Genomic DNA, 19,643 nt, shown 5'->3' with positions numbered 1-19,643 from the left:
TGGCAGCGATGGCTCCTTCACTGCTTTTGGCGCTCTGGGGGTGGCTGTTGCTTTGGAGCGGTTGGTCCGGTCGTCTGTCTCTACTCCTCAGGGAGGCGTTTCACCCTCTGGTCAACCTTGCCGGCGCTCTGTTGCTCGCCCTTGCCGTTCTCTGGTGGCTGCCCATCGGGCGGCGGCGCCGACCTCAGGCCCTGCGCTCGCGAGCGAGTGGAGTTGTGCCCTGGCACTGGTTGTTGAGCGCTGGGGCGGCAGCTGCGGTGCTGGTCTTTCCACCGGCACCCTCCTTCAGTGACCTGGCGGCCACCCGGCCTACGGCGCTGCCCGAGGGCCCGTCCCTGATGTTCCACCTGCCCCCTGAGCAACGCAGCCTCACCGAGTGGGTGCGCTTGCTGCGCAGTCAGCCTGATCCCGCTCTGCATGATGGGTCACCGGTGCGGATCAGTGGATTCGTTCTGGAGCGTGCCGGGGAGCCGCCCCAGCTGGCGCGTTTGCTGGTGCGCTGTTGTCTTGCTGATGCCACACCAGCCGGCTTGGATGTGGCCTGGCCCGGTGGGGTGGCGCCAGCGGTGAATCAGTGGCTGGAAATTGAAGGCACCATGACGGTGAAGAACGTGGAAGGTCGACAGAGACCGGTGGTGGTGCCGGAGAGGATCAAGCCGATCCCGCGACCGGACCGGCCCCTCGAGCCATGAGGCAGGCGCTGTTCCTGCTGCTGATCGCTTCCGGCGGGTTGGCGATCGTCCAGCAGCAGATCCTGCTGCGTCAACCGCCTCATCTCGAGAGCATCGCACCGGCGCCGGTGCATTCCGCTGCCGCTGCGCTCGACCTGCGGTTCAGTCGTCCGATGCGCATGACGTCTGTTGTGCAGCGCAGTCGGATGCAGCCCGATCGCCCCCATCGCTTTCAGGGAGAGCAACGGTTGTTCCGGTTGCTGCTTGATCTGAAGCAGCCGCTGCGTCAACCCTTGCTGCTCGAGTTGGGCGGTGAAGACAACCGCGGTCTTCCCCTGCGCAAAACGACGTGGTGGTGGGATCCACGCCCCCATCTGCTGGTGGTGGCCCGCACGCCCCAGGGGGAACAACTGCGGTTGCGTCGCCATGACGGCACCTGGATGCCCCTCAGCGGCCTGCATCCGCGCATCCTGCAGGTTGAGCCCATTGGCCAAGGCGCTGGCGTGGCCTATGTCAGTGCTGATGCTCAGGGCTATCAGCGAGGTTGGTTGCAACGGTTGAAGTCCCGCGCATTGGTGCCGGCCCTGAAGCGTCCGTCGTTTCCGGAGCGGGAGCAGGCATTTCCGCTCACAGCCCCTGCCCAGATGTTTGTGCACCTGAGCGCCGACCGTCAGGGAGATCTACTCATTCAGACCGGTGGTCAAGAGCCTGGCAGTGATCAGATCACTCTGTTGGAACGGAAGGGTCGTCGTCGATTGCTCGATGTCACACCGTCGGGCACGATGCAGCTCCTGCCGAGTGGTGGGGCCGTGGTCCTCCCGACCGACAACGGTCTTGCCCTGGCTTCCTTGGAGGCGTTGCTGTCGGCGGATGGTGGCACGGAGCGGCGGCAGCAGCTCCTGCCAGGCAGCAGGGATCTGCGCGCCTTCTGCAGTGGCGCCGGCCGGGCGGTGTTAGTGCGTCACTGGCCCGACTACCGGCGCTCCCTGGAGTTGGTGATTCCGTCTCAGGCTCCCCGCCAGCTCTGGTTGGGGGAGCAGGCGGTGATGGCGGCCAGTTGTGATGCGATGGGCACACGCATCTGGATGGTGCTGCGAGAAGGGGGCGTGAAGAGTACGGATACCTTGCTGCAGCTCGATCAGCAGGGACAAGTGACGGGCCGGCGTTCCCTGGCGCCGTGGTCGCTGGAGAGCGGAACATCCCTCGGTTTTGATCCGGTGGGGCAACAGCTGTTGCTCACCCTGCGCAAGGGCCCGCAGAGAGCGGCCCAACCGGCCCTGATGACGCTGGCGGGGCTCCAGCTCACCGTGCTCGATTCTCCGGTGGCGCTGGCCCGCTGGCTGCCTTAAAGCAAGCCGCGGTGCCGCACCAGTCGTTGAATCATCGCCCAGGAGCCGAGGGTCACCTTGATGGCCACCAGGGCGTTGAGCAGCGGGATCCAGCCGCCGCTGAACAGGGCACCGAAACGCCCCTGGGGCAGCTCGAGCCCGGCCAGGGAGGCCGCGGCGATCAGGATGAACATCACCACGGCAACTTTTTCGAGCCAATCGGCCCGCCAACGGCGATACAAGCCTTCGTAGCGCTCGGCGCCGCCGCTGATCAACAGCAGGCCGATCGCGGTGCCGCCCGCCACCCCCGAAGCGAAACCGCCGCCGGGGCTGAGGTGACCACGCAGGGCCAGTTCCACGGCGATCAGGGCCGCCACGGTGGATCCCACCTCGCAGAGCACCCGGGAAGGCGCATCCACCATGCCGCGCACCCTCAGGCGCTGGGGTTCACCGCTCAGCACCTGGCGCACGCCGCTGGCGGCCAGGGTGAACACCACCACCTCCGCCACCGTGTCGAACAGGCGGGTCTGCAGGATCACCCCCGACACGAGATTGGGCACCCCGGTCTGTTGCCGGATCGTTTCGATGCTGGTGGTGATGCCATCCACGGATGGCAATGCGCTCTGCAAGGGGGCCGCGAACAGGGCGATCGCTGCCAGCAGATAGATCCAGATCCAGTTCATGCCGTTGCGTCCTCCTGGAGGCGGAGGCTGCCGCCAAGGGCCTGCCAGCGTTCGAATCCCGGTGCGTTCCGCAGGCGTCGTGCCAGGGCGGCCCGGGTGAGCACCAGGGTGCGGCCCTCCTCGAGCCAGCCATGGCGCACCCTGGTCTGGCCGCTGATGATGTCGGCGCTGGTCATCAGCCGAAGCCGGAGATTCAGGGGGCTGATCCACTGCAGCAACTCCTCGTCTTCGCTGCCGGCTTCCTGGCGCCGGTCATCGAGGCGCAGGGTCATGGAGGAGCGCATCGCCACCGCGTAGAGGGTGGTGGAGAGCAAGGTGCCCACCAGGGCTTCGGTGAGCGCCACATCCACGGCGCCGAGCAGGGCGTAAAGCAGGGTGGAGAGGGAGCCGAGGATGCCGCGCAGCATCAGGCTCTGCCAGGGGCTCGACTGACTCACCAACAGCAGGGCGCAGAGGGGAAGCAGGGCCGTGATCGGCAGCAGCACATCCAGCTGTCCCTGCAGGCTGAGCAAGGCATTCATCGGCTTCGGGGGGTCTGGGAGGAACTGGCGAGCACGTAGCCGAAGATCGTGTTCCAGAGCATCAGGCCGATCAGCGCCAGCAGCAGCAGAGGCCAGAGATCAGCGCGGCGCAGCCAGAGCCCCGCGAGCATCAGGGCCGAGCCGAGTGTGTCGGCCACCGAGAGGCGATGCAGCTTCACCAGCAGGCTGCGCTGCTGCAGCAGGGGCCAGGTGCCCCAGAACCACATCAGCAGGCCGATGCTGAGCAGGATCTGGCTGAGGGGATGGAGCCAGGCGTGCATCAGGTTTCCACCTCCCGCAGCAGATGGGCGAGCAGCATCATGCCGGCGTTGCCGGCGCTCAGGGCGATCGCACCCACCAGGGCGAGCATCCGCTCATTGCGGATCACCGCCACCACCAGGATGATCATTGCCACCTTGGTCGACACGCTGGCGAAGGCCGCCAGGCGATCCCAGGCGGGAATCGGTCGCACCATCACCGTGATCGGCACCAGCAGGGCCAGCACCATGCCCCAGAGCAGCAGCGTCATGGTTCCCGCTCCTCGAGGCCGCTGCTCGGCTGCAGCTGATGGATGCGGTAGGTGGGGCCATCGGGCCCGGCGCTGACCCCGAGCACCAGGGTGAAGGGCGTGAGCGTGATGGCGAACACCTCAAGGAAGATCGCTGCTGCGGTGCGGGTGCCGCTTGAGGGCCGCTCCAGCCACTGTTCCGTTTCCGCCGGCGCCAGCATCAGCCGAAAGGCTTCGGCATAGGCATGGGGGATGGCGGCGATCGCCTGAACCAGCGCCCGCAGCAACGACAACAGATCGCTGCGGCCGCGCCGTTGGGGCAACAACACGGCCACGATCGCGCCGATGAGCAGGTTCAGGCCGGAGCGATCGCCGGTGAGCAGGAACCAGAGCAGCAGGCGGAAGAGGCAGCTGAGCAACCAGGTCATCGCGGCCAACCTCCCGGCAGGCTCAGGAGCAGGCCGCTGCCCATCAAGCCCAGCCCCCCGATCAGGTGTTCCAGGCGTTCAAGCGCAAAAGGAGGGGCGGTGCTGGGAGCGTCGGTTGGACCCTGGCGTTTTGGCTGCAGCAGTTGATGGAGCAGCAGGCCTGCCGCCAGGTTCGCGCCGAGCCAGAGCCACTTGGAGGGCAACAGCAGGGAGGTGAGGGAGGCGGGCCGGAGCAGGGGCAGCCATAACAGCGCCAGCAGCAGCACCACTCCCGCCGACCACCCCCGGGCGCCTGCGGCGGTCGCTTGGGTCAGATCTCCAGGTGCATGCGTTGTTTCGCCCCGGCTCCAGAGACGGGCGTACACCGCGATCGCCAGGATCGCGATCAGGCTGAGCAGGGGCGCGAGCCAGGGGCCGGTGAGGGAGGGGGTTCCGGTTTTGGCCAGGGCACCGATCAGGGGCGGCAGGCCGGCGAGGGAGAGGGGGGCCAGCCAGAAGGCGAGGCGCTGATCCGGGCGGCAGTGCGCGAGGTTCCAGTGGGCCAGCGCCCGGGTGGGCAGCTGACGGCAACTGAGAAAGAGCACGGCCTTGGCCAGCCCATGGGCCAGGCCGAAGAGGCCGGCGCTGGCGGGCATCAACACCAGCAATCCCATCTGCGACAGGGTGCTCCAGGCCAGCAATCGCTTCACATCGGTGCAGATCAGGCCTGCGATCACGCCCAGCAGCGCGCTGGCCAGCCCCACCGCGCCGATGCGCAGGGCCAGCGCTTCATTGAGGAGGCTGAAGCGCACCAGGGGGATCACCCCGGCGGTCACGACCGAGCCTGAGAGCAGGGCCGAGATGGGTGCTGCGGCTGCCGCATGGGTGGCGGGCAGCCAGAACCCATTCAGGAAGAGGCCGCCTTTGGTGAAGAGGCCGATCAGCAGGAACACATGGCCCGCGCAGAGGGGCAGCGCTGAGGCCTCGCTGAGGCCGAAGCTTTCCGTCTGGGCATAGAGCAAGGCAGCACCCACCAGATACAGGCTCATGGCGGTGTTGCCGATCAGCAGATAGCGCAGGCCGATCCAGAGGTTGGTGTCGGTCTCAGAGAGGATCAGCAGAAAGGCGGCGATGCTGATCACCTCCAGGGTCACGTAAAGGCTGATCAGATCAGTCACCACAGCGGCCCCGCCCAGGCCACCCAGCAGCACGAGCATCAGAGTGAGTTGGCTGGGTCGTTGCGGTCGGCTCCAGCCATCGAGCAACACGGCGCCAAACACCAGGCCATCGAGAAGCAGAAACCAACCCGCCAGAGGGTCGATGGCCAGCTGCACGCCGAGGGGGCCGAGCCAGGCCAGCAGCTGCGGGCTGCTGCTGAGGATCGCCTTCAGGCCAAGCCCGGCACTGCTCAGGCTGCAGGCGAGCAACAAAGGCCGCCCGAGGGAGGGCAGCAGGGCATTGAGAAAGGCGGCCAGGTAGGGGCCCAGCAGGGCGGTGATGGGGAGAGCGAGTGGGCTCATTCTTCAAAGCTCTCCGGTTCTAGGCAGGGATCCACCGCCGAGAGGCGGCTGATCACCACCAGCAGCAGGGCCTGAATCGAGAGGCCGATCACGATCGCCGTGAGGATCACCGCCTGGGGAATCGGATCGGCGTTCTGCAGCAGGGCCTGGGTGAGGGGTTGGTCGCCCGTGGGCAGGATCGGACTGCGCAGCCCGGTGCGGGCGGCCAGCAGCACAAACAGGGCGACCACGGCGCTGCCGAGCACATCCATCGCCAGCACTTTCTGGATCAGGTTTTTGCGCAGCAGCAGCCCGCAGAAGCCGATCAGGGCCGTGAGCAAGATCAATAGTTCCAGGAGCCGGATCGCAGCCATCAACGTTCAGCCCTGCTGAAACCCGTGTGCTGGATGACGTTAGGGGAGGTGAGCAGGCGACGACCTCGCTTTAGTCTGGCCGGCCGATTGGTGTTGCTGATCACGGTGATGGGGATGGCGTCAAGACGACTCTGGTGGTCATGCCTTGGCTTGGGAGGGGTGATGGCCTTCAGCCTTCAGGCCCGACCCGCGCGAGCCGAACCGGCTGCTTCACCTTGGTATGTCACCGGTGCGGTGGGGATGAACTGGCCCACGATGCGCACCAACAGCGGATCGCTCGGCAGTTTTGAAGAGTTCTCCTATCCCGGTGCTGCCGTTGAACTTGGCGCCGGGATGGATCTCGGCAGCGTTAGCAAGAAGCAGTTGGTCGAGCGGCAGTGGGCTTGATGCCTGACGGCAGCTGCAGCTGCTGATCGGCCCAGTGGGCTGTCAGTGCAGCCAGCAGGCTGTCGCGGGTCCCGTGGAGGCGAAGCATGGGGGCGGGATGGCTAACTTGCACCACCCTGGCGTGATCATTCGGCTGGGCCCAGCCAGAAAGTGACAGGGCCGGGCAATCAATGGCACAGCGGCGCAAATCAGGCTGTTCTTAGAACAACAAGCTGAGCCCTGTTCCGACATGGTGCTGCCAGCCAACGCCCCAGCCCTGGCCGGCTTCCGTGGTGTAGACGGGTTCCCAGTGGGCAAACAGCACCACATTGTCTGCAATGGGATAGTCCAACTCGATCTCTCCACCCCAGTCGGTACGCTGTGACAAGCCGGAATAACTTCCCGGCGTGTAAAAGCGCGGACCACCAGAAAAGGTGATATTTAGCAGATCAATGTTAAAACCAAAGCCAAGCCATGGATCGGTGTAATTGCCAATAAAGGTGCCATCAGATTCCCAGCCGCTTCTATTTTCGACTGAAACAAATACACCGTCAATGACAGACTCGAGGCCATCGCCTAGGGCAAAGTTCACATCACCATCGCCGAAGGCATAGACCACTTCAGCGCCAAGTTCATTCTTCAGGCCAATGCCAAAATCTTCTCCTTCAGCACCCGTGACGTAATAAGGCTCCCAGGCCACCGACAACGCCAGGCGATCATTGGGCTGATAACGCGCCTGGACAAATCCCTTGATATCAGTTCGACGAAAAGGGGCGCCTGATCCATGGGCATGAGCGTGATTGCCATGGTCGTCATGTTGGTGTTCTGACGCGTGTTCTTCGTGGTCGTCATGTTGGTGTTCTGACGCGTGTTCTTCGTGAGCATGGCTTTCGGATTCAACATGCACTCGTCCGTAAAAATGTTCAGCTTCTCCCCAAACAAAGGCCGGTCCAAGTTGTGCCTCAATAGCAAAACTGCCGTTGTTTGCTAGTCCCCACTCAAGAACAACGCCGAACATGCCGTCAATCGCATAGTGCTGCGGATGTCCTTCTAAATTGTTTTCAAAACCACCGTGTCCTTCGATTGTAATTGTTGGAATTGATCGGAATTCGCCAGCGGCCAGTGGCTCGTCGCCTCCTGCTCCACCGTGGGCCATGACTGGATGACACAAGCCAGTCCCTCCAAGCAGTGCTACGAGGGCGGAGGCTGCTTTTAGGCTGCATTGTTGTATGGATCTCATGGTCATAAAACTGGTGATTGAGATGTGGAGAATGCTCAGCGAATGGCAGCCCAGCGTGTTTGCAGTTCTGCTGCAGCCTGCTGATTACAGCGACCGCCCTGGGCGAGCACAAACGTGCAGACGTTGCTTGTTGCCGTCTGGATGAGACTTTTGCCAGGGGCCTGTCCATCGGCAAACAGTGCTTGTTTGGCGATCGGTAGACCGCTGCTTCGGCTGATGCGACGCAGTGTTTTAGAAGGCGGAAGTGCTTCGGCAAAGATGGCTTTGCTGCCTGATTGCCGAATCGCATCCGTGATCGCTCGCAGGCTGGCGGGTCGAAGAATGCCGCCTGTGGCATATGAGTCGATCACGGGAAGTTCTCTGACCCCATAGCGGCGGCCAAAGGCGGAGAAGGCACGGTGCTCCGTCACCAGCACCCGCTGGGGTTTGGGAACGCTTTCGATCTGACGACCCGTCCATTGCTGAAGTGCCTGGAGCACGTTGGTCATTGCCACGCGTCGGCGGTTGATGGCTGCGCGCTCCTGGGGGCTAACGATCGGGGTCAAGGCTTGGGCGGCAGTGGCAACCATGGCGCTGGTCTGGTTGGGGTCGTGCCACACGTGAGGATCAGCGGTGCTGGCCTTCGGAACGGCCCGTTCGGCAACGGCAACAACAGGAGCGCTGGTTGCGATCCGCTTCAGTGCTGGTGTGAGGTTGTATCCGTTGATCAGGACCAGGCGGGCCTGTTGGAGAGCTCGCCGATCCGTTGGGCGAAGGGCCAGGGTGTGAGGGTCAGCGCCTGGGGGGATTAAGCACTCCACCTTCGCGGACTTGCCGGCCAGGGTGCGGGTGATGTCGCACAGCACCCCGTCGGCTGCCACCACGATTGGGGTGGTTGGCGCCGAGGCAAGCAGGAGGCCCGAGAGAACAGAAAGAACCACAGCAAGTCAGACTGTTGGTCTGCGAAATGATAATCGTTCTCACTTTACGAGGCAATGGATGGGCTTGGTGCGGGCGACCGGCGAGCCTTGATCCCGCTCAGCCGCCGTAGTTCCAGCCGGTGCTGCTGAGTTCCAGGGCCTCGCCATCGCGGTGAAGCACGGCTGTTTTGACCTCGCCGACGAAGACGGTGTGGTCGCCATGGGCCACTTGACCCACCAGCTCGCACTCCACCGCGCCAAGGGCATCACTGAGGATCGGCAGACCCAGCTCGCCGAGGCTTAACGCCGCGGCTTCGAAGCGTCCACCCACCCCTTGCTGAGGCTTGAAAAACACAGCCGCCAGGTCTTTTTGGTTGGCCGCGAGCACGTTGAGGGAGAACCGTCCCGTGCGTTGAATCATGCCGTTGCTGGTGCTGTCGGCTCGCACCGCCATCACAACGAGCGGCGGCTCGAATGAGCCCTGGGTGACCCAGCTGGCCGTGAAGCCATTGATCGTGTCGCCTTCGGCGACGCCGCAGATGAACAGTCCGTGGGGGATCTTGCGCAGCAGGGTTTTCTTGGCGTCGGCGTCGAGGGGCATCGTGAGAATGACGATTGATCACACCATCCTGGCTCCCTGCGCAGGGTGGGCCTTAAGGCCGCAGTATTAGGTCGATTTTTGATTGACCATGCGCATTCTTGTTGGTGCTGTTTTCGCACTCTTGATTGGTCTGCTTTCTCCGATTGCGACCTTCGCTGCTGATGCTGCCCACGGTGCTCAGATCTTCTCCGCCAATTGCGCCGCCTGCCACATCGGTGGTGGCAACGTGGTGAACGGTCAGCGCACTCTTCAACAGGCTGATCTGGATGCCTATCTCGCTAACTACGGTAGTGGCCATGAGAGCGCCATTGCCTATCAGGTGACCAACGGCAAGAACGCCATGCCTGCTTTTGGTGGCAAGCTCAGTGAGACAGATATCGCCGATGTGGCGGCCTACGTCGAGCAACAGGCTGGCAACGGCTGGAGCTGACCACTCTCGAGAGCCCTGTGGTTGTTCCGCTGGGCTCTCATACCATTGAAGTCGGTTGCATTCCGGCGTGTCTGAAGCAGTACTGGTCGCAAAGGACCTTGTTGTCAGCTACGGATCGCAGGTTGTCCTTCAGGACGTGTCCCTCACGCTTCAGGCGGGAACCCTGACTGCTTTGGTTGGTGCCAATGGCGCCGGTAAGTCCACCCTCTTGCAGGTGCTGCAGGGACAGCTCGCCGCTCGGTCCGGATCCGTGCATTGCGAGGACGTTCCGATTGAGGACTGCCGCGAGCGGGTTGTCCTCATGCCTCAGCGCAGCCGCATCGATTGGTCCTTCCCGATCACGGTGCGCGAATTTGTCGCTCTCGGCGCCCTGCGCTCACCAGCTCGGGCCTGTTGTGAGCGTGAGGCCGCCCTGCAGCGGGTTGGATTGTCGGCACTGGCCTCACGGCGTCTGGATGCCCTGTCCGGCGGTCAACAGCAACGTGCCCTCCTGGCCCGTGCTTTGGTTCAGCCCTCCACGGTGTTGCTGCTCGATGAACCCTGTTCTGCGATCGATCCACCCTCAAGGGATCAGTTGCTTCGTTTGATGCGCCAGCTCGTATCCGTCGGTCACACTCTTTTGGTGAGCAGCCATGACTGGGGGGAAGCGCTCGACCTCTATGACCGGGTGATCGTGCTGCAGGGCAGGGTTCTCGCCGATGGTTCCCCTGCCGCGGTGCGTCGCTCCCTCAGCGGGCTTGTGGATCCCGGTAATCACTGCTGCGGCTGAGATGGAGATTTGGTTCTTGCCCCTGTTGATGACACTGTTGATCGGTGTTCTCTGCCCTGCGGCAGGAACCCTGCTGGTCACACAACGGCGGGAGTTGCAGGCCAACCTGATCTCCCATGCCGTGCTTCCAGGGCTTGCTGTGGCGGTGGCTTTTGGGATTGATCCAGCGATCGGGGGGGTGATCAGTGGCCTGCTTGGTTCGCTGCTGGCGGAGCGCCTGCAACGGGGAAGGATTGCCAATCACGATGCGGTGGTGAACACCGTGCTCGCTGGCTTTTTGGGTCTGGGGGTGCTGCTGATTCCGCTTCTGAATCTGCGTCTTGATCTCGACGCGTTGCTGTTCGGAGATCTGCTGACCGTGACCTGGTGGGATCTGGCCAGGGTGCTGGTCGCAGCCTCTGCTCTGGGTGCGCTGGTGATGGGGCGTTACTCCCAGCTGGTGTATCTGGGGGTCGATTCAGAGGGTGCAGCGGCTTCCGGTTTGCCGGTGCGGGTGCTGCGCCTGGCGATGGCGCTGGTCACGGCCTTGGTGATTGTCAGCGCGATGGCCGCTGTGGGGGTGATTCTCGTGATTGGGCTGCTGTGTGCCCCGGTGCTGCCGGGTCTTCGTCGTGCCTCCAGTTTGAGGGCGGCCATTTGTGCGGCCTCCCTGGTGGGTTTGGCTCTCAGTGCCGGGGGCTTTCTGCTTGCCATTCCCCTCAATCTTCCGCCCGGTCCTCTGATCGGTGTGGCCTGTCTCCTGCTGCTCTGCGTGCCGGGCATGCGCGGAGAACGCACTTGAAGAGGTGACGAAAGAACGGCGTCACGGCACGATGGGGCACTCATGCTGATTCCCATGCGTCCCATCGCCCTGCTGTTGGCTGGCGCTCTCGGCGCCATCAGCCCTGTTCAGGCCGGTCTGATGGACATTCTTGAGAGCATGAATGCTCCAGACCCGGAGTCTCAGCGCCTGGTGCCCCGACTGCCGCCGATGCCCGCAGCTGCCGGGCGTGGCAAAAACTGGGTCGGCACGGTGGTTCCCAGTAAGCAAATGCCGATCCTGGTCATGGCCGGCCATGCCGACTCCCAGCGGATGCATGGCTCGGGAACTCCCGGGCGGGCGGTGGATCTTGGTGGAGCGGCGCCGATGCAAGCGGGGATCACCGATGAGCTGTATTGGAACCTGCTCACGGCCAAGGCGGTGGTGGCAGAAGGCCAGCGGCAGGGCCTCAACATCCGCTTCTATGACCCCGGCGTGCGCACGATTCGCAACGAGCAGGATCCCCGCACCAATTGGGCTGTCGGCTACGACCATGCATCGCGTGGTGGCTACGTCTTGGAGATTCACTACGACGCTTACGCGCCCCATGGGGTGGGGCCTGGAGTGATTCCAGCTGTGGCCTTTGGCTTTTCCGTGCTGGATGAGGCGCTGGCGAAGGAATTTGGGGCCTATCCCTACCACTATCGCGGCATCCTCGGTGCACCCCGCCGGGGGATCTCGATGCTCGAGATCGGCCAACTTGAAGGCGTGCTGGAAGCAAGCCTGCGGGATCCGTCTCGCCGGCAGCCCACCCTTGAGCAGATCGCCAGCCGTGTGGTGAAGGCTCTCCGTGAAGGTTTGGCTACCCCAGGTCTTCAGCCAAGTGAGGGCCCGACCGTTGGACTGCGCTGAATTTGGTTGTCGATCAAGATCTTTGCCATAACAGAGAGAGGATTTTCAATGACTTGAGATGGAAGCTGCTCCTGGGCCCACGACAACACACCGTCGACGCTGGCTTGCACTTGTGGAATTGTTCTTGGCGATCGCTGCTGAACAGGTGGGAACCTCAGCGATGAAGGCGTCCAATGGTTTTTCTCAGCTGCTGCCAACACTTTTGGCGATCGCTGGTTATTCCTTGTCGATGCTCTGGTTCGGGCGCAGCATGCGCGTACTCCCTATGGGATTTGCTTATGCCCTATGGGTTGGTATCGGTATGGTGGTGGCCAGTGTGATCGGCATTGTGATTTTTTCGGAGTTGATGACTCCGGCGGTGATTGTTGGGTTGTTGTTCGTGTTTGTAGGGATTCTGGTTTTGAATTCAGCCCAGCAGGAGGTGGCCTGATGTGGCTTGGTTACGCCGTTCTGATTGTCGCCATTCTTTTTGAGAATATTGGCACGACCGCATTGAAGGGTTCCAATGGTTTCAAGAGGCCAGTCCTGGGTTCTGTTGCGGTCTTCGGATACATCCTTTCGTTCGCTTTTATGGGTCAGGCCTTGGCAAGGCTGCCCCTTGCCATTGCCTATTCCATCTGGTCTGGCCTCGGCATGTCTGTTGTGACTCTGACGGGAATTCTCGTTTACAAAGAGAAGTTTGGATGGAAAGTTGCTCTTGGCTTGCTTCTCATCTTCTTGGGAGTCATGATCTCGAACTATCCGGGCTTAGTGGAGTCAGTGCCAGGAGTCGCCAGGTGATTTGGAGCTGTTCAGTTCAGGGATGAGTTCGCGGAGGGTGTCGTGGTGTTCTCGTAACGCTTTTTCAGAGTCCCCGAGTAGCCCATGATCCCAATATTTTGACGAAGTGGCTTGATAGTGCAGTTCGCAGATATGTTTGTCCTCCAGCATCACCTCCGCGTCGATGGCTGTGGATGTTTCTCTGGCCAGTGTCATGCTCTCGCTTTCTCCGTCGTACTTGTATGTCGCACCCGTCATCACCGAGGTCTGCGCGTTGAGCGGAATAGAGCGGTAGAAGCCTGCCGATTCGGGATAGAAGACGAGGACTGAGACTGGAAATAGGCCGATGTAAAGCCACGCTTGTGGAATGGAGCGGAAGGGTTCCGGATGTTGCTCCACCAGCTCTCGATAGCGCTGATTCAACTCTCGCCGTGATGGGTTCTCGTTGAAGGGGCCTCGGATTCGATGGGTTCCATCAATCCATGGACCTTCCTCGTAGCAGCGTCCGTAGAGATCGGTGAGGCCCGGATGGGCGGTGGGACAGTGGTAGCACTCGTTGTCGACATCGACCATCGCTTTCCAGTTCACCGGAGTGATCGGGCTGGTGTAGAGGCCATCCGTTGGTTGGAGTGATTCGAGCGGGTAAACACTGAGTTCGTCCTCGTGTCGCCCCATCATTTCAGCGATCGAGCCCTGCGGGCCAGGTTCAAAACGCAGAAAGAGGAAGCCTCGCCAGATCTCCAGCTCCAATCGCTTTAGTCCCCATTCTTTGCTGTCAAGTGCAGGAAACTTGTCTGGTTGAGATGGGGTTTTGAGATCTCCTTCAAGGGTGTAAACCCAGGCATGAAAAGGGCACATCAACGCCCCACGGCAATGACCTTGATCACCTTCAACGAGCCGGGAACCTCGGTGTCGGCACGTGTTGTGAAACGCTCTGATTGACCCATCCCCACCCCGGATTACAAGAGCTCGTTCTCCAAGCAAATCGAAACTCAGCCAGTCGCCTTTCTCCTTGAGGTCATTGATATGCCCGACCACATGCCAGTGGTTCAGAAACACCCGTTCTTTTTCAAGCGCCATGATCCGATCGCTGCGGTAACTCCAGGCCGGTAACCCTTCACGGTTCCAGGTTTGCTCGGATGCCATGCCGCTTTCGCTCGCTTGCTCTTTCCTAGCAATGGCCCGTGTCCCGTTCCAACACCGTGCGCAAGCGTTGACGTGCCCGTTGGAGTTGACGGCCCATGGCGGTGGCACTGATGGAGCGTTCTTTGGCCAGCTCTTTCGTGCTGTCTCGTTTCACCACGTGGCGCTCCAGGAGGGCTAGTTCCTCCGGCATCGCCGCTTGCAGGCGATCCAGCATCAGGCGGCGATCGATCTGCTCGAGGGGATCGTCACTCGTACCACCAATCTGTTCGGAGAGATTCAGGCCACTCTCCGCGTCTTGGGGATGGTGTGGACCATCGAAACTGCGAGTGCGTGCCTGATTCACCACCATCAGGATCATTTCCATGCTCGCCGGATTGGTTTGCCATTCCTGGCAGAACTGCTCCAGGTTCTGTGTTGGTGGTCGGAAGTTCCAGCGCCGCTCCATGTCCTGCACATGGGCTGGAATTCGAATCGTTGACGCTTGCACTTGAATCAGTCGCTGCACCGATTGTCGGCACCACCAGACGGCGTAGGTGCTGAAACTGCAACCCCGCTCGGGATCGAAGCGGAGCGCTGCTGTATTCAGGCCGATGATTGCCTCTTGGATCAGATCGGCGAATTCCAGGCTGGCACCACTTTTGAGTCGTGGCATCAATCGACGGGCGACCGCCACGGCCAGACGCATGTTGCCGATCACCAACCGCTGGCGTGCGCGTTGTCCGGCCTTGCGTTGCTTCGGGGTGGCATCTGCTGCTTCACCCTGCTGGATCAGCCGGGCGAGATGCAGCTGCTCAGCCCGTGTCGGGATCGGTTGGCGACCAGCACTATTGAGAATCATCGTCACGGCACCGTCGCGCATCGGTCGGCTTTTGTCGGATGCGCAGGTCTTAGGGGGATTCCCTCGATCTGTTCGGACTGCTGCGGATCTGGAGCAGTTGTTGTCTCGTTTTCAGAACTGTCGGCTCGGCCTTCCCACACTGATGGCATCGCGATCAACCGCGTCGTATGGCTCGTCTCGCTGCATCTCACCGGCACCAGCGACCTGGCGATGACTCCTGGGGGTGCGGTGGGTGGTGAGATCGGATCTGCTGCTGCCGCTGGAGTCGGTCGATCTGCGCTGTGTTGCCGCCGTGGGCGGAAAGTGCGCCTCGCTTGGCGAGATGCTTCAAGCCTTGACCAGCGAGGGGATTCGGGTTCCCGGTGGCTTCACCACCACGACCGAGGCCTTTCGCCTCCTTCTGGATGAGGGCCGGTTGCGTGATCCGCTGAGGCGCTTGCTTGCTGGCTTGGACGTCAGCGATCTCAAGGCGCTGCAGGCGGCTGGCACAGCGGCGCGGGCCCTGGTGCTGCAGACCACGCTTCCGGCGGCCCTGGTCGGGGCCATTCGTGACGCCTACCGCAGCATGGGTTCACCGCCGGTGGCGGTGCGCTCCAGCGCTACCGCCGAGGATCTGCCCGAGGCCTCCTTCGCCGGGCTTCAGGACACGATTCTGAATGTGCAGGGGGAGGCAGCACTGCTGGCGGCATGCCGGCGCTGCTACAGCTCACTGTTCAGCGATCGGGCAATTGCCTATCGGCAGATGCATGGCTTCGACTCACTCGGTGTGGCCCTAGCCATTGGCATTCAACGCATGGTCCGATCCGACCTGGGCTGCTCGGGTGTGATGTTCACACTCGACACCGAATCGGGCTTCCCAGATGTGGTGTTGCTCAATGCCGCCTATGGCCTAGGTGAATCGGTGGTGCAGGGGGATGTGAATCCCGATGAGTATTGGCTGTTCAAGCCAACGCTTGAGCTGGGATACCCGGCGATCCTCAGTCGTCGTTGCGGTTCAAAAGCGCGGCGCTGTGTGCTCACTCCGGAAGGCAGCGTGCGATCTGAATCCGTGCGTCCCGAGGATCAGCATCGCTTTGCGCTATCCCAGGGGGAGGTGCTTCAGCTTGGCCACTGGGCCTGCCGGATCGAAGCCCACTACAGCCAGGTGTCTGGCCACGCCACTCCCATGGACCTCGAGTGGGCGAAGGATGGCGAGAGCGGTGAACTCTTCATCCTGCAGGCCCGCCCCGAAACCGTGCACTCCAGGCATTACGGATCAGTACTGCGCCGTTGGGTCTTGGATGGCGACAGTGGTGAGCCGATCTGCCGCGGGCGAGCCATCGGTTCTGGGGTGAGCACCGGAAAGGCCCGGGTGCTTCGCTCCCCGAGGGAGATCCAGAGCTTTCAAGACGGCGAGTTGCTGATCACCACCCGCACAGACCCCGATTGGGAACCGATCCTCAAACGAGCCTCTGGTGTGATCACGGATCGTGGGGGACGCACCTGCCATGCGGCCATCCTGGCCCGTGAGTTGGGGCTCACCGCCATTGTCGGGACGGGTGATGGCACCGCAAGGATTGAATCAGGGGAGGCGATCACCGCCAGCTGTTGTGAGGGCGAGGAGGGGCGCGTGTATCGCGGGGAGGTGCCCTTTCACGTGGAGGAACGGGATCTGGGCAATCTCCCCGTCACTCGAACCAAGATTCTGATGACTGTGAGCGATCCGGAGGAGGCGTTCAAACTGGCTTCGATTCCCTGTGACGGGGTTGGGCTGGCAAGGCTCGAATTCGTGATCGCTAACCACATTCGGGTGCATCCGATGGCTTTGCTGCATCCGGAACGGATTGGCGACCCCCTGGAACGACAGCGAATTGCGGAGATTGTCGGAGATGCCTCAAGTCCGGTGGCGTACTACGTGGATCAGCTGGCGGAGGGGATGGCGCGCATCGCTGCGGCCTTTTACCCCAGACCAGTGCTGCTGCGCTTCTCGGATTTCAAGAGCAATGAATACGGCCATCTGATTGGCGGCAGTCCTTTCGAGCCCGTCGAGGCGAATCCAATGTTGGGGTGGCGGGGTGCCATGCGCTACAGCTCCGAGGGGTTTCGGGAGGCCTTTGCCCTGGAATGTCAGGCGCTGCTGCGGGTGCGTGCTCAGCTCGGTCTCACCAATGTCATCCCGATGGTGCCGTTCTGCCGCAGCTTGACGGAGGCTGATCAGGTCCTGGCGGAGATGGCCAGCCATGGCTTGGTGCGTGGGCAGGAGGGGTTGCAGATCTATGTGATGTGCGAGTTGCCAAGCAATGCGATGTGTGCGGATGCGTTAGCGCAACGCTTCGATGGCTTTTCGATTGGCTCCAACGATCTCACCCAGCTGACGCTCGGCCTCGATCGTGATTCAGAACAGATGGCCGCTTGTTTTGATGAGCGCGACCCGTCGGTGCTGGCGATGATGCAGCTTCTGATCCGTGCGGCCAAGCGCAATGGCAAGCCGGTGGGTCTCTGCGGGCAGGCGCCGAGTGATCACCCTTCGATCGCCGAGTTCCTCGTCGGGGAGGGCATTGATTCCCTCAGCCTGAATCCCGACGCCGTGCTGCGGATGCGACTCAAGGTGGCGACGATTGAAGCGGCCCTGGGGTTGGCTTGAAGCAGGCAGCATCACGCTGCCCCAGCAATGGGTTGCAGCGGACGCGCTCATCCTGAAAGTGTTCAACCATCAAGCTGGGATTGCACTCTGATGGTTTAGTGCTCAAGGTGGCGCAACCTCGAGTGGGCTGATGTCTCAGATATGGATGGCCCGCTGGCGTCCTGGGCATGGGCTGGCTGACTGGGCCATGACACTGGCCCTGAGCCTCTCAACGGCTTTGATCATCTTCATCACCTATTGGTCCGGGGGAACCCATGAACACACCTGGCTCGACTGGTGTTTTTTGCCCGTCGTGCTTGGGGCCATGCTGCTCGGCCCCTTGCAAGTGTTGCTTGTGGGGTTGAGTTTCTACGTTTATTCGGGGCTAGCGATTCTTCTCGATGCTGGGGTGCTTGTTCTGTATCCCGGCTTTGATCTGCTGATGCGCCCGCTTGCGCTGACTGGATTGGTATGGATTGCGGAGCTGCGCAAACGAACCATGCGGCAGAAAAACCAGCTCCAGGCTCAACGGAATCAACTTCAGAGCAAGTTAAATCAGAGTTTGCAGATGAGCCTGCTCAGCCATGAGCTGCGCCAGCCGCTCGCTCAGTTGCAGTTGCAAGTTCGTCTGCTGCTCCACAAGCTGGAATCCGAGGCACTCGAAAGTGATCCGGATGCCCTGCGCTCTGGGTTGCAGATCATGTTTCAGGCTGGGGTTGAGATCGAGACGGCGGTGCAGGCGATGGTGCGCTTGTCGCATCGACGCTCGATCAGCCCTGCTCCTTGGGATCTGATTGCTTGCGTTCGCGATTGCTTGGCTGCGATGAAGACGATCCGAGACTCGGAGTCCATTGGTTTGAGTGTAGATCTGCCGTCTTCGCCTCTGCTGGTGAACTTGGACCGATCTCAAATGGTCATGGTTTTGCGTAATCTTCTAACCAATGCTCGCGAAGCACTGTTGAAGAGTGATCCTGGTCATCGTTATTTGGAAGTGCGCTTGTGCTCGAGACAGGGAAGGGTGCACCTGAGCGTTGCCGATAGCGGTCCTGGACTAAAGACCCGAAACCTTCAGGATCTGGTTTTGATGAGTTCGAAGCCCGATGGGATGGGACTCGGTTTGTTAACCGTGCAGGCTTTTACGCGAGCCAATGGTGGCCGAGTCGCTCTCGGTTGTTCTTCAACCATCGGGGGAGCTGAAATTCTGCTCGATTTACCTTGTTTTAGCCTGCATTCAGGCACCAGCTTCGATAGAGAGTTGCCAGGCGAATCAATTGAGGACCGCTAACCCCTAGCTTCAAGGCAACCTGCTTTCGATAGGTTTTGATCGTATCTTCTTTAAGTTGTAAATCCTTGGCTATTTCTTTGTTGAGCATGCCGCGACCGAGCTTCAGAACAAGTTTTCTTTCGCGCGGGGCCAGTGTTTCAATTAAACGCATTTGCTTGATCGTTGGTTGATCGATGGGTTGCTGATGAAGGCGGCGCCATTGTTCGACCGCATCCAATAACGACGTCCAGGCGCAGGCTTTGTCAACCACGGCAACGGTGAACGGTTGGAGTTCGACCGGGGGGCGAAACTTGTTGCCGAGAGCTGTTACGAACAAAAGCTGCGCCTTCGGTTGGTGTTGGTGCAGCAGGTCGACAGCATCCCGATAATTTTCTCCTTTCAGCTTCACATCCACCACCAGAAGGTTGGGTTTGTGCTTAGCAATCAGCGAGCTGCATTCCTGCACGCTGCTGCAGGCACCGAGAACCTGCACCCCTGCCACTTCCCTGAGTAGAGCGGCAAGAGCTTGCCCCACCATGCGGTGGTCATCAAGGACAAGTGCCTTCATGGGCAGATCCTTCGATCTCTTCGGTCTAGTCACTGGGGGCATTGAAAGCAATGGCCCATGGATGGGCCGACCCTGCTGCTACGATGCAAAACATGAATTTGTTAGATCGGGGATTTTTGATCCCCTAAGTGTTTATACCGATCCAACTAATGGGATGCCCTGTTTTGGGAGATTGTGATCGGGTTATTCGGAGTTACAAGCTCAGGCCATCAACTGCATGAGGCTCTGTATGGCCACTTCCCTTGACGATCGACGGATGACCGATCGTGCTGCCTTTCGCTCGAGTCAACGGCTCACGGTGACGTTGCCCTTTTCAATCCTCAATGCCCTCATCGAGCGCAGTCAACTTGAAGGTCGATCCCTGAGCAATCTTGCCGCGTATTTGCTGGAATCGTCCCTTGATCAGTCCCGATCGGCTTAGGTCTCGGCCCGCCGGCATCGTTCACTCAGCAAAGCCTCAGTGAAGCTTGTCCCCGCATGGGGCTCTCCCGTTTCGGCGGTCGAAACTCTGCTCCTAGT

Annotated in this window: 25 protein-coding genes; 12 read left to right on the top strand and 13 right to left on the bottom strand. The window is 61.3% G+C overall.

Features of this window, described 5'->3' with window-relative positions:
* The first annotated feature begins 8 nt into the window (after window positions 1-8).
* Window positions 9-692 carry a TIGR03943 family protein gene (locus H0O21_RS11655; protein ID WP_255441016.1) on the top strand — a complete coding sequence of 228 codons (684 nt, stop codon included), beginning with the start codon at window positions 9-11 and terminating at the stop codon, window positions 690-692.
* Window positions 689-2,020 carry a hypothetical protein gene (locus H0O21_RS11650; RefSeq protein WP_185189762.1) on the top strand — a complete coding sequence of 444 codons (1,332 nt, stop codon included), beginning with the start codon at window positions 689-691 and terminating at the stop codon, window positions 2,018-2,020. Before H0O21_RS11655 ends, H0O21_RS11650 begins: the two co-directional genes overlap by 4 nt.
* Here the strand turns inward: H0O21_RS11650 and H0O21_RS11645 are convergent.
* Genes H0O21_RS11645 through H0O21_RS11615 form a run of 7 tightly spaced genes read right to left on the bottom strand, consistent with a single transcriptional unit; the run spans window position 2,017 to window position 5,991 of the window.
* Window positions 2,017-2,682 carry a Na(+)/H(+) antiporter subunit B gene (locus tag H0O21_RS11645; protein WP_185189761.1) on the bottom strand — a complete coding sequence of 222 codons (666 nt, stop codon included), beginning with the start codon at window positions 2,680-2,682 and terminating at the stop codon, window positions 2,017-2,019. The genes H0O21_RS11650 and H0O21_RS11645 overlap by 4 nt on opposite strands.
* Window positions 2,679-3,203: a hydrogenase subunit MbhD domain-containing protein gene (locus H0O21_RS11640; RefSeq protein ID WP_185189760.1), complete on the bottom strand. Its 525-nt coding sequence runs from the start codon at window positions 3,201-3,203 to the stop codon at window positions 2,679-2,681. The genes H0O21_RS11645 and H0O21_RS11640 overlap by 4 nt, the downstream gene beginning before the upstream one ends.
* On the bottom strand, window positions 3,200-3,484 hold the full coding sequence (locus H0O21_RS11635; protein ID WP_185189759.1) for a monovalent cation/H(+) antiporter subunit G: 285 nt from the start codon (window positions 3,482-3,484) through the stop codon (window positions 3,200-3,202). The genes H0O21_RS11640 and H0O21_RS11635 overlap by 4 nt, the downstream gene beginning before the upstream one ends.
* A complete protein-coding gene (locus H0O21_RS11630; RefSeq protein ID WP_185189758.1) occupies window positions 3,484-3,732 on the bottom strand; it encodes a hypothetical protein in 249 nt (82 codons plus the stop codon). Before H0O21_RS11630 ends, H0O21_RS11635 begins: the two co-directional genes overlap by 1 nt.
* Window positions 3,729-4,139, bottom strand: a complete 411-nt coding sequence (locus H0O21_RS11625; protein WP_185189757.1) for a Na+/H+ antiporter subunit E — start codon at window positions 4,137-4,139, stop codon at window positions 3,729-3,731. The genes H0O21_RS11630 and H0O21_RS11625 overlap by 4 nt, the downstream gene beginning before the upstream one ends.
* On the bottom strand, window positions 4,136-5,638 hold the full coding sequence (locus H0O21_RS11620; RefSeq protein WP_185189756.1) for a proton-conducting transporter membrane subunit: 1,503 nt from the start codon (window positions 5,636-5,638) through the stop codon (window positions 4,136-4,138). Before H0O21_RS11620 ends, H0O21_RS11625 begins: the two co-directional genes overlap by 4 nt.
* Entirely contained in the window at window positions 5,635-5,991 is a 357-nt protein-coding gene (locus H0O21_RS11615) for a cation:proton antiporter subunit C (protein WP_185189755.1), read from the bottom strand. The genes H0O21_RS11620 and H0O21_RS11615 overlap by 4 nt, the downstream gene beginning before the upstream one ends.
* A gap of 48 nt (window positions 5,992-6,039) precedes the next feature.
* Between H0O21_RS11615 and H0O21_RS11610 the strand changes: the two genes are divergently transcribed.
* The gene (locus H0O21_RS11610) at window positions 6,040-6,378 is read left to right on the top strand and encodes a hypothetical protein (RefSeq protein ID WP_185189754.1); all 339 of its coding nucleotides are present in this window, start codon (window positions 6,040-6,042) and stop codon (window positions 6,376-6,378) included.
* Window positions 6,379-6,577: 199 nt separating this feature from the next.
* Here the strand turns inward: H0O21_RS11610 and H0O21_RS11605 are convergent, their stop codons facing one another.
* The 3 genes from H0O21_RS11605 to H0O21_RS11595 form a co-directional block, all read right to left on the bottom strand.
* Entirely contained in the window at window positions 6,578-7,513 is a 936-nt protein-coding gene (locus tag H0O21_RS11605; RefSeq protein ID WP_185189753.1) for a hypothetical protein, read from the bottom strand.
* 119 nt (window positions 7,514-7,632) lie between these two features.
* A complete protein-coding gene (locus H0O21_RS11600; protein WP_185189752.1) occupies window positions 7,633-8,517 on the bottom strand; it encodes a metal ABC transporter substrate-binding protein in 885 nt (294 codons plus the stop codon).
* Between the two features lie 97 nt (window positions 8,518-8,614).
* Window positions 8,615-9,097: a flavin reductase family protein gene (locus tag H0O21_RS11595; protein ID WP_185189751.1), complete on the bottom strand. Its 483-nt coding sequence runs from the start codon at window positions 9,095-9,097 to the stop codon at window positions 8,615-8,617.
* A gap of 88 nt (window positions 9,098-9,185) precedes the next feature.
* On the opposite strand from H0O21_RS11595, the gene H0O21_RS11590 reads away from it, so the two are divergent.
* The 6 genes from H0O21_RS11590 to H0O21_RS11565 all read left to right on the top strand — a co-directional run bounded on the left by H0O21_RS11590 (window position 9,186) and on the right by H0O21_RS11565 (window position 12,727).
* Window positions 9,186-9,527, top strand: coding sequence for a c-type cytochrome (locus tag H0O21_RS11590; protein ID WP_185189750.1), 342 nt, complete (start codon window positions 9,186-9,188; stop codon window positions 9,525-9,527).
* A 67-nt stretch (window positions 9,528-9,594) separates the two neighbouring features.
* Window positions 9,595-10,296 carry a metal ABC transporter ATP-binding protein gene (locus H0O21_RS11585; protein ID WP_185189749.1) on the top strand — a complete coding sequence of 234 codons (702 nt, stop codon included), beginning with the start codon at window positions 9,595-9,597 and terminating at the stop codon, window positions 10,294-10,296.
* Window position 10,297: 1 nt separating this feature from the next.
* Window positions 10,298-11,077, top strand: a complete 780-nt coding sequence (locus tag H0O21_RS11580; protein WP_255441015.1) for a metal ABC transporter permease — start codon at window positions 10,298-10,300, stop codon at window positions 11,075-11,077.
* Between the two features lie 54 nt (window positions 11,078-11,131).
* A complete protein-coding gene (locus H0O21_RS11575; protein ID WP_185189748.1) occupies window positions 11,132-11,947 on the top strand; it encodes a dehydrogenase in 816 nt (271 codons plus the stop codon).
* Between the two features lie 124 nt (window positions 11,948-12,071).
* The gene (locus H0O21_RS11570) at window positions 12,072-12,377 is read left to right on the top strand and encodes a multidrug efflux SMR transporter (protein ID WP_255441014.1); all 306 of its coding nucleotides are present in this window, start codon (window positions 12,072-12,074) and stop codon (window positions 12,375-12,377) included.
* Window positions 12,377-12,727 carry a multidrug efflux SMR transporter gene (locus H0O21_RS11565; protein ID WP_185189746.1) on the top strand — a complete coding sequence of 117 codons (351 nt, stop codon included), beginning with the start codon at window positions 12,377-12,379 and terminating at the stop codon, window positions 12,725-12,727. The genes H0O21_RS11570 and H0O21_RS11565 overlap by 1 nt, the downstream gene beginning before the upstream one ends.
* Here the strand turns inward: H0O21_RS11565 and H0O21_RS11560 are convergent.
* Window positions 12,704-13,852 (bottom strand): SRPBCC family protein, encoded by a 1,149-nt coding sequence (locus tag H0O21_RS11560; RefSeq protein ID WP_185189745.1) that lies wholly within the window; start codon window positions 13,850-13,852, stop codon window positions 12,704-12,706. The two genes, H0O21_RS11565 and H0O21_RS11560, sit on opposite strands and share 24 nt — an antisense overlap.
* 25 nt (window positions 13,853-13,877) lie before the next feature.
* Window positions 13,878-14,711, bottom strand: a complete 834-nt coding sequence (locus H0O21_RS11555) for a sigma-70 family RNA polymerase sigma factor (protein ID WP_185189744.1) — start codon at window positions 14,709-14,711, stop codon at window positions 13,878-13,880.
* 211 nt (window positions 14,712-14,922) lie between these two features.
* Here H0O21_RS11555 and ppsA point away from each other — a divergent pair, with 211 nt between their 5' ends.
* Window positions 14,923-17,313, top strand: a complete 2,391-nt coding sequence (gene ppsA, locus H0O21_RS11550) for a phosphoenolpyruvate synthase (RefSeq protein ID WP_185189743.1) — start codon at window positions 14,923-14,925, stop codon at window positions 17,311-17,313.
* 130 nt (window positions 17,314-17,443) lie between these two features.
* On the top strand, window positions 17,444-18,577 hold the full coding sequence (locus tag H0O21_RS11545) for a sensor histidine kinase (RefSeq protein WP_185189742.1): 1,134 nt from the start codon (window positions 17,444-17,446) through the stop codon (window positions 18,575-18,577).
* Here H0O21_RS11545 and H0O21_RS11540 read toward each other — a convergent pair.
* Window positions 18,513-19,124: a response regulator transcription factor gene (locus H0O21_RS11540; protein ID WP_185189741.1), complete on the bottom strand. Its 612-nt coding sequence runs from the start codon at window positions 19,122-19,124 to the stop codon at window positions 18,513-18,515. The genes H0O21_RS11545 and H0O21_RS11540 overlap by 65 nt on opposite strands.
* 229 nt (window positions 19,125-19,353) lie before the next feature.
* Here H0O21_RS11540 and H0O21_RS11535 point away from each other — a divergent pair, with 229 nt between their 5' ends.
* The gene (locus H0O21_RS11535) at window positions 19,354-19,545 is read left to right on the top strand and encodes a hypothetical protein (protein ID WP_240789278.1); all 192 of its coding nucleotides are present in this window, start codon (window positions 19,354-19,356) and stop codon (window positions 19,543-19,545) included.
* Window positions 19,546-19,643 lie beyond the last annotated feature (98 nt).

Source organism: Synechococcus sp. HK01-R (genome assembly GCF_014217855.1).
Classification (GTDB): Bacteria; Cyanobacteriota; Cyanobacteriia; order PCC-6307; family Cyanobiaceae; genus Synechococcus_C.
The sequence above is the reverse complement of the archived record's forward strand: the minus strand, read 5'-3'. Positions and strand labels throughout refer to the sequence as shown.

Coding starts and splice junctions, on each gene's coding strand:
- H0O21_RS11605 (WP_185189753.1), bottom strand. CDS start 7,513: ATGGCCCACGGTGGAGCAGGAGGCGACGAGCCACTGGCCGCTGGCGAA.
- H0O21_RS11555 (WP_185189744.1), bottom strand. CDS start 14,711: ATGCGCGACGGTGCCGTGACGATGATTCTCAATAGTGCTGGTCGCCAA.
- H0O21_RS11645 (WP_185189761.1), bottom strand. CDS start 2,682: ATGAACTGGATCTGGATCTATCTGCTGGCAGCGATCGCCCTGTTCGCG.
- H0O21_RS11580 (WP_255441015.1), top strand. CDS start 10,298: ATGGAGATTTGGTTCTTGCCCCTGTTGATGACACTGTTGATCGGTGTT.
- H0O21_RS11620 (WP_185189756.1), bottom strand. CDS start 5,638: ATGAGCCCACTCGCTCTCCCCATCACCGCCCTGCTGGGCCCCTACCTG.
- H0O21_RS11575 (WP_185189748.1), top strand. CDS start 11,132: ATGCGTCCCATCGCCCTGCTGTTGGCTGGCGCTCTCGGCGCCATCAGC.
- H0O21_RS11650 (WP_185189762.1), top strand. CDS start 689: ATGAGGCAGGCGCTGTTCCTGCTGCTGATCGCTTCCGGCGGGTTGGCG.
- H0O21_RS11625 (WP_185189757.1), bottom strand. CDS start 4,139: ATGACCTGGTTGCTCAGCTGCCTCTTCCGCCTGCTGCTCTGGTTCCTG.
- H0O21_RS11655 (WP_255441016.1), top strand. CDS start 9: ATGGCTCCTTCACTGCTTTTGGCGCTCTGGGGGTGGCTGTTGCTTTGG.
- H0O21_RS11535 (WP_240789278.1), top strand. CDS start 19,354: ATGGCCACTTCCCTTGACGATCGACGGATGACCGATCGTGCTGCCTTT.
- H0O21_RS11560 (WP_185189745.1), bottom strand. CDS start 13,852: ATGGCATCCGAGCAAACCTGGAACCGTGAAGGGTTACCGGCCTGGAGT.
- H0O21_RS11545 (WP_185189742.1), top strand. CDS start 17,444: ATGTCTCAGATATGGATGGCCCGCTGGCGTCCTGGGCATGGGCTGGCT.
- H0O21_RS11635 (WP_185189759.1), bottom strand. CDS start 3,484: ATGCACGCCTGGCTCCATCCCCTCAGCCAGATCCTGCTCAGCATCGGC.
- H0O21_RS11640 (WP_185189760.1), bottom strand. CDS start 3,203: ATGAATGCCTTGCTCAGCCTGCAGGGACAGCTGGATGTGCTGCTGCCG.
- H0O21_RS11540 (WP_185189741.1), bottom strand. CDS start 19,124: ATGAAGGCACTTGTCCTTGATGACCACCGCATGGTGGGGCAAGCTCTT.
- H0O21_RS11565 (WP_185189746.1), top strand. CDS start 12,377: ATGTGGCTTGGTTACGCCGTTCTGATTGTCGCCATTCTTTTTGAGAAT.
- H0O21_RS11590 (WP_185189750.1), top strand. CDS start 9,186: ATGCGCATTCTTGTTGGTGCTGTTTTCGCACTCTTGATTGGTCTGCTT.
- H0O21_RS11595 (WP_185189751.1), bottom strand. CDS start 9,097: ATGCCCCTCGACGCCGACGCCAAGAAAACCCTGCTGCGCAAGATCCCC.
- H0O21_RS11630 (WP_185189758.1), bottom strand. CDS start 3,732: ATGACGCTGCTGCTCTGGGGCATGGTGCTGGCCCTGCTGGTGCCGATC.
- H0O21_RS11615 (WP_185189755.1), bottom strand. CDS start 5,991: ATGGCTGCGATCCGGCTCCTGGAACTATTGATCTTGCTCACGGCCCTG.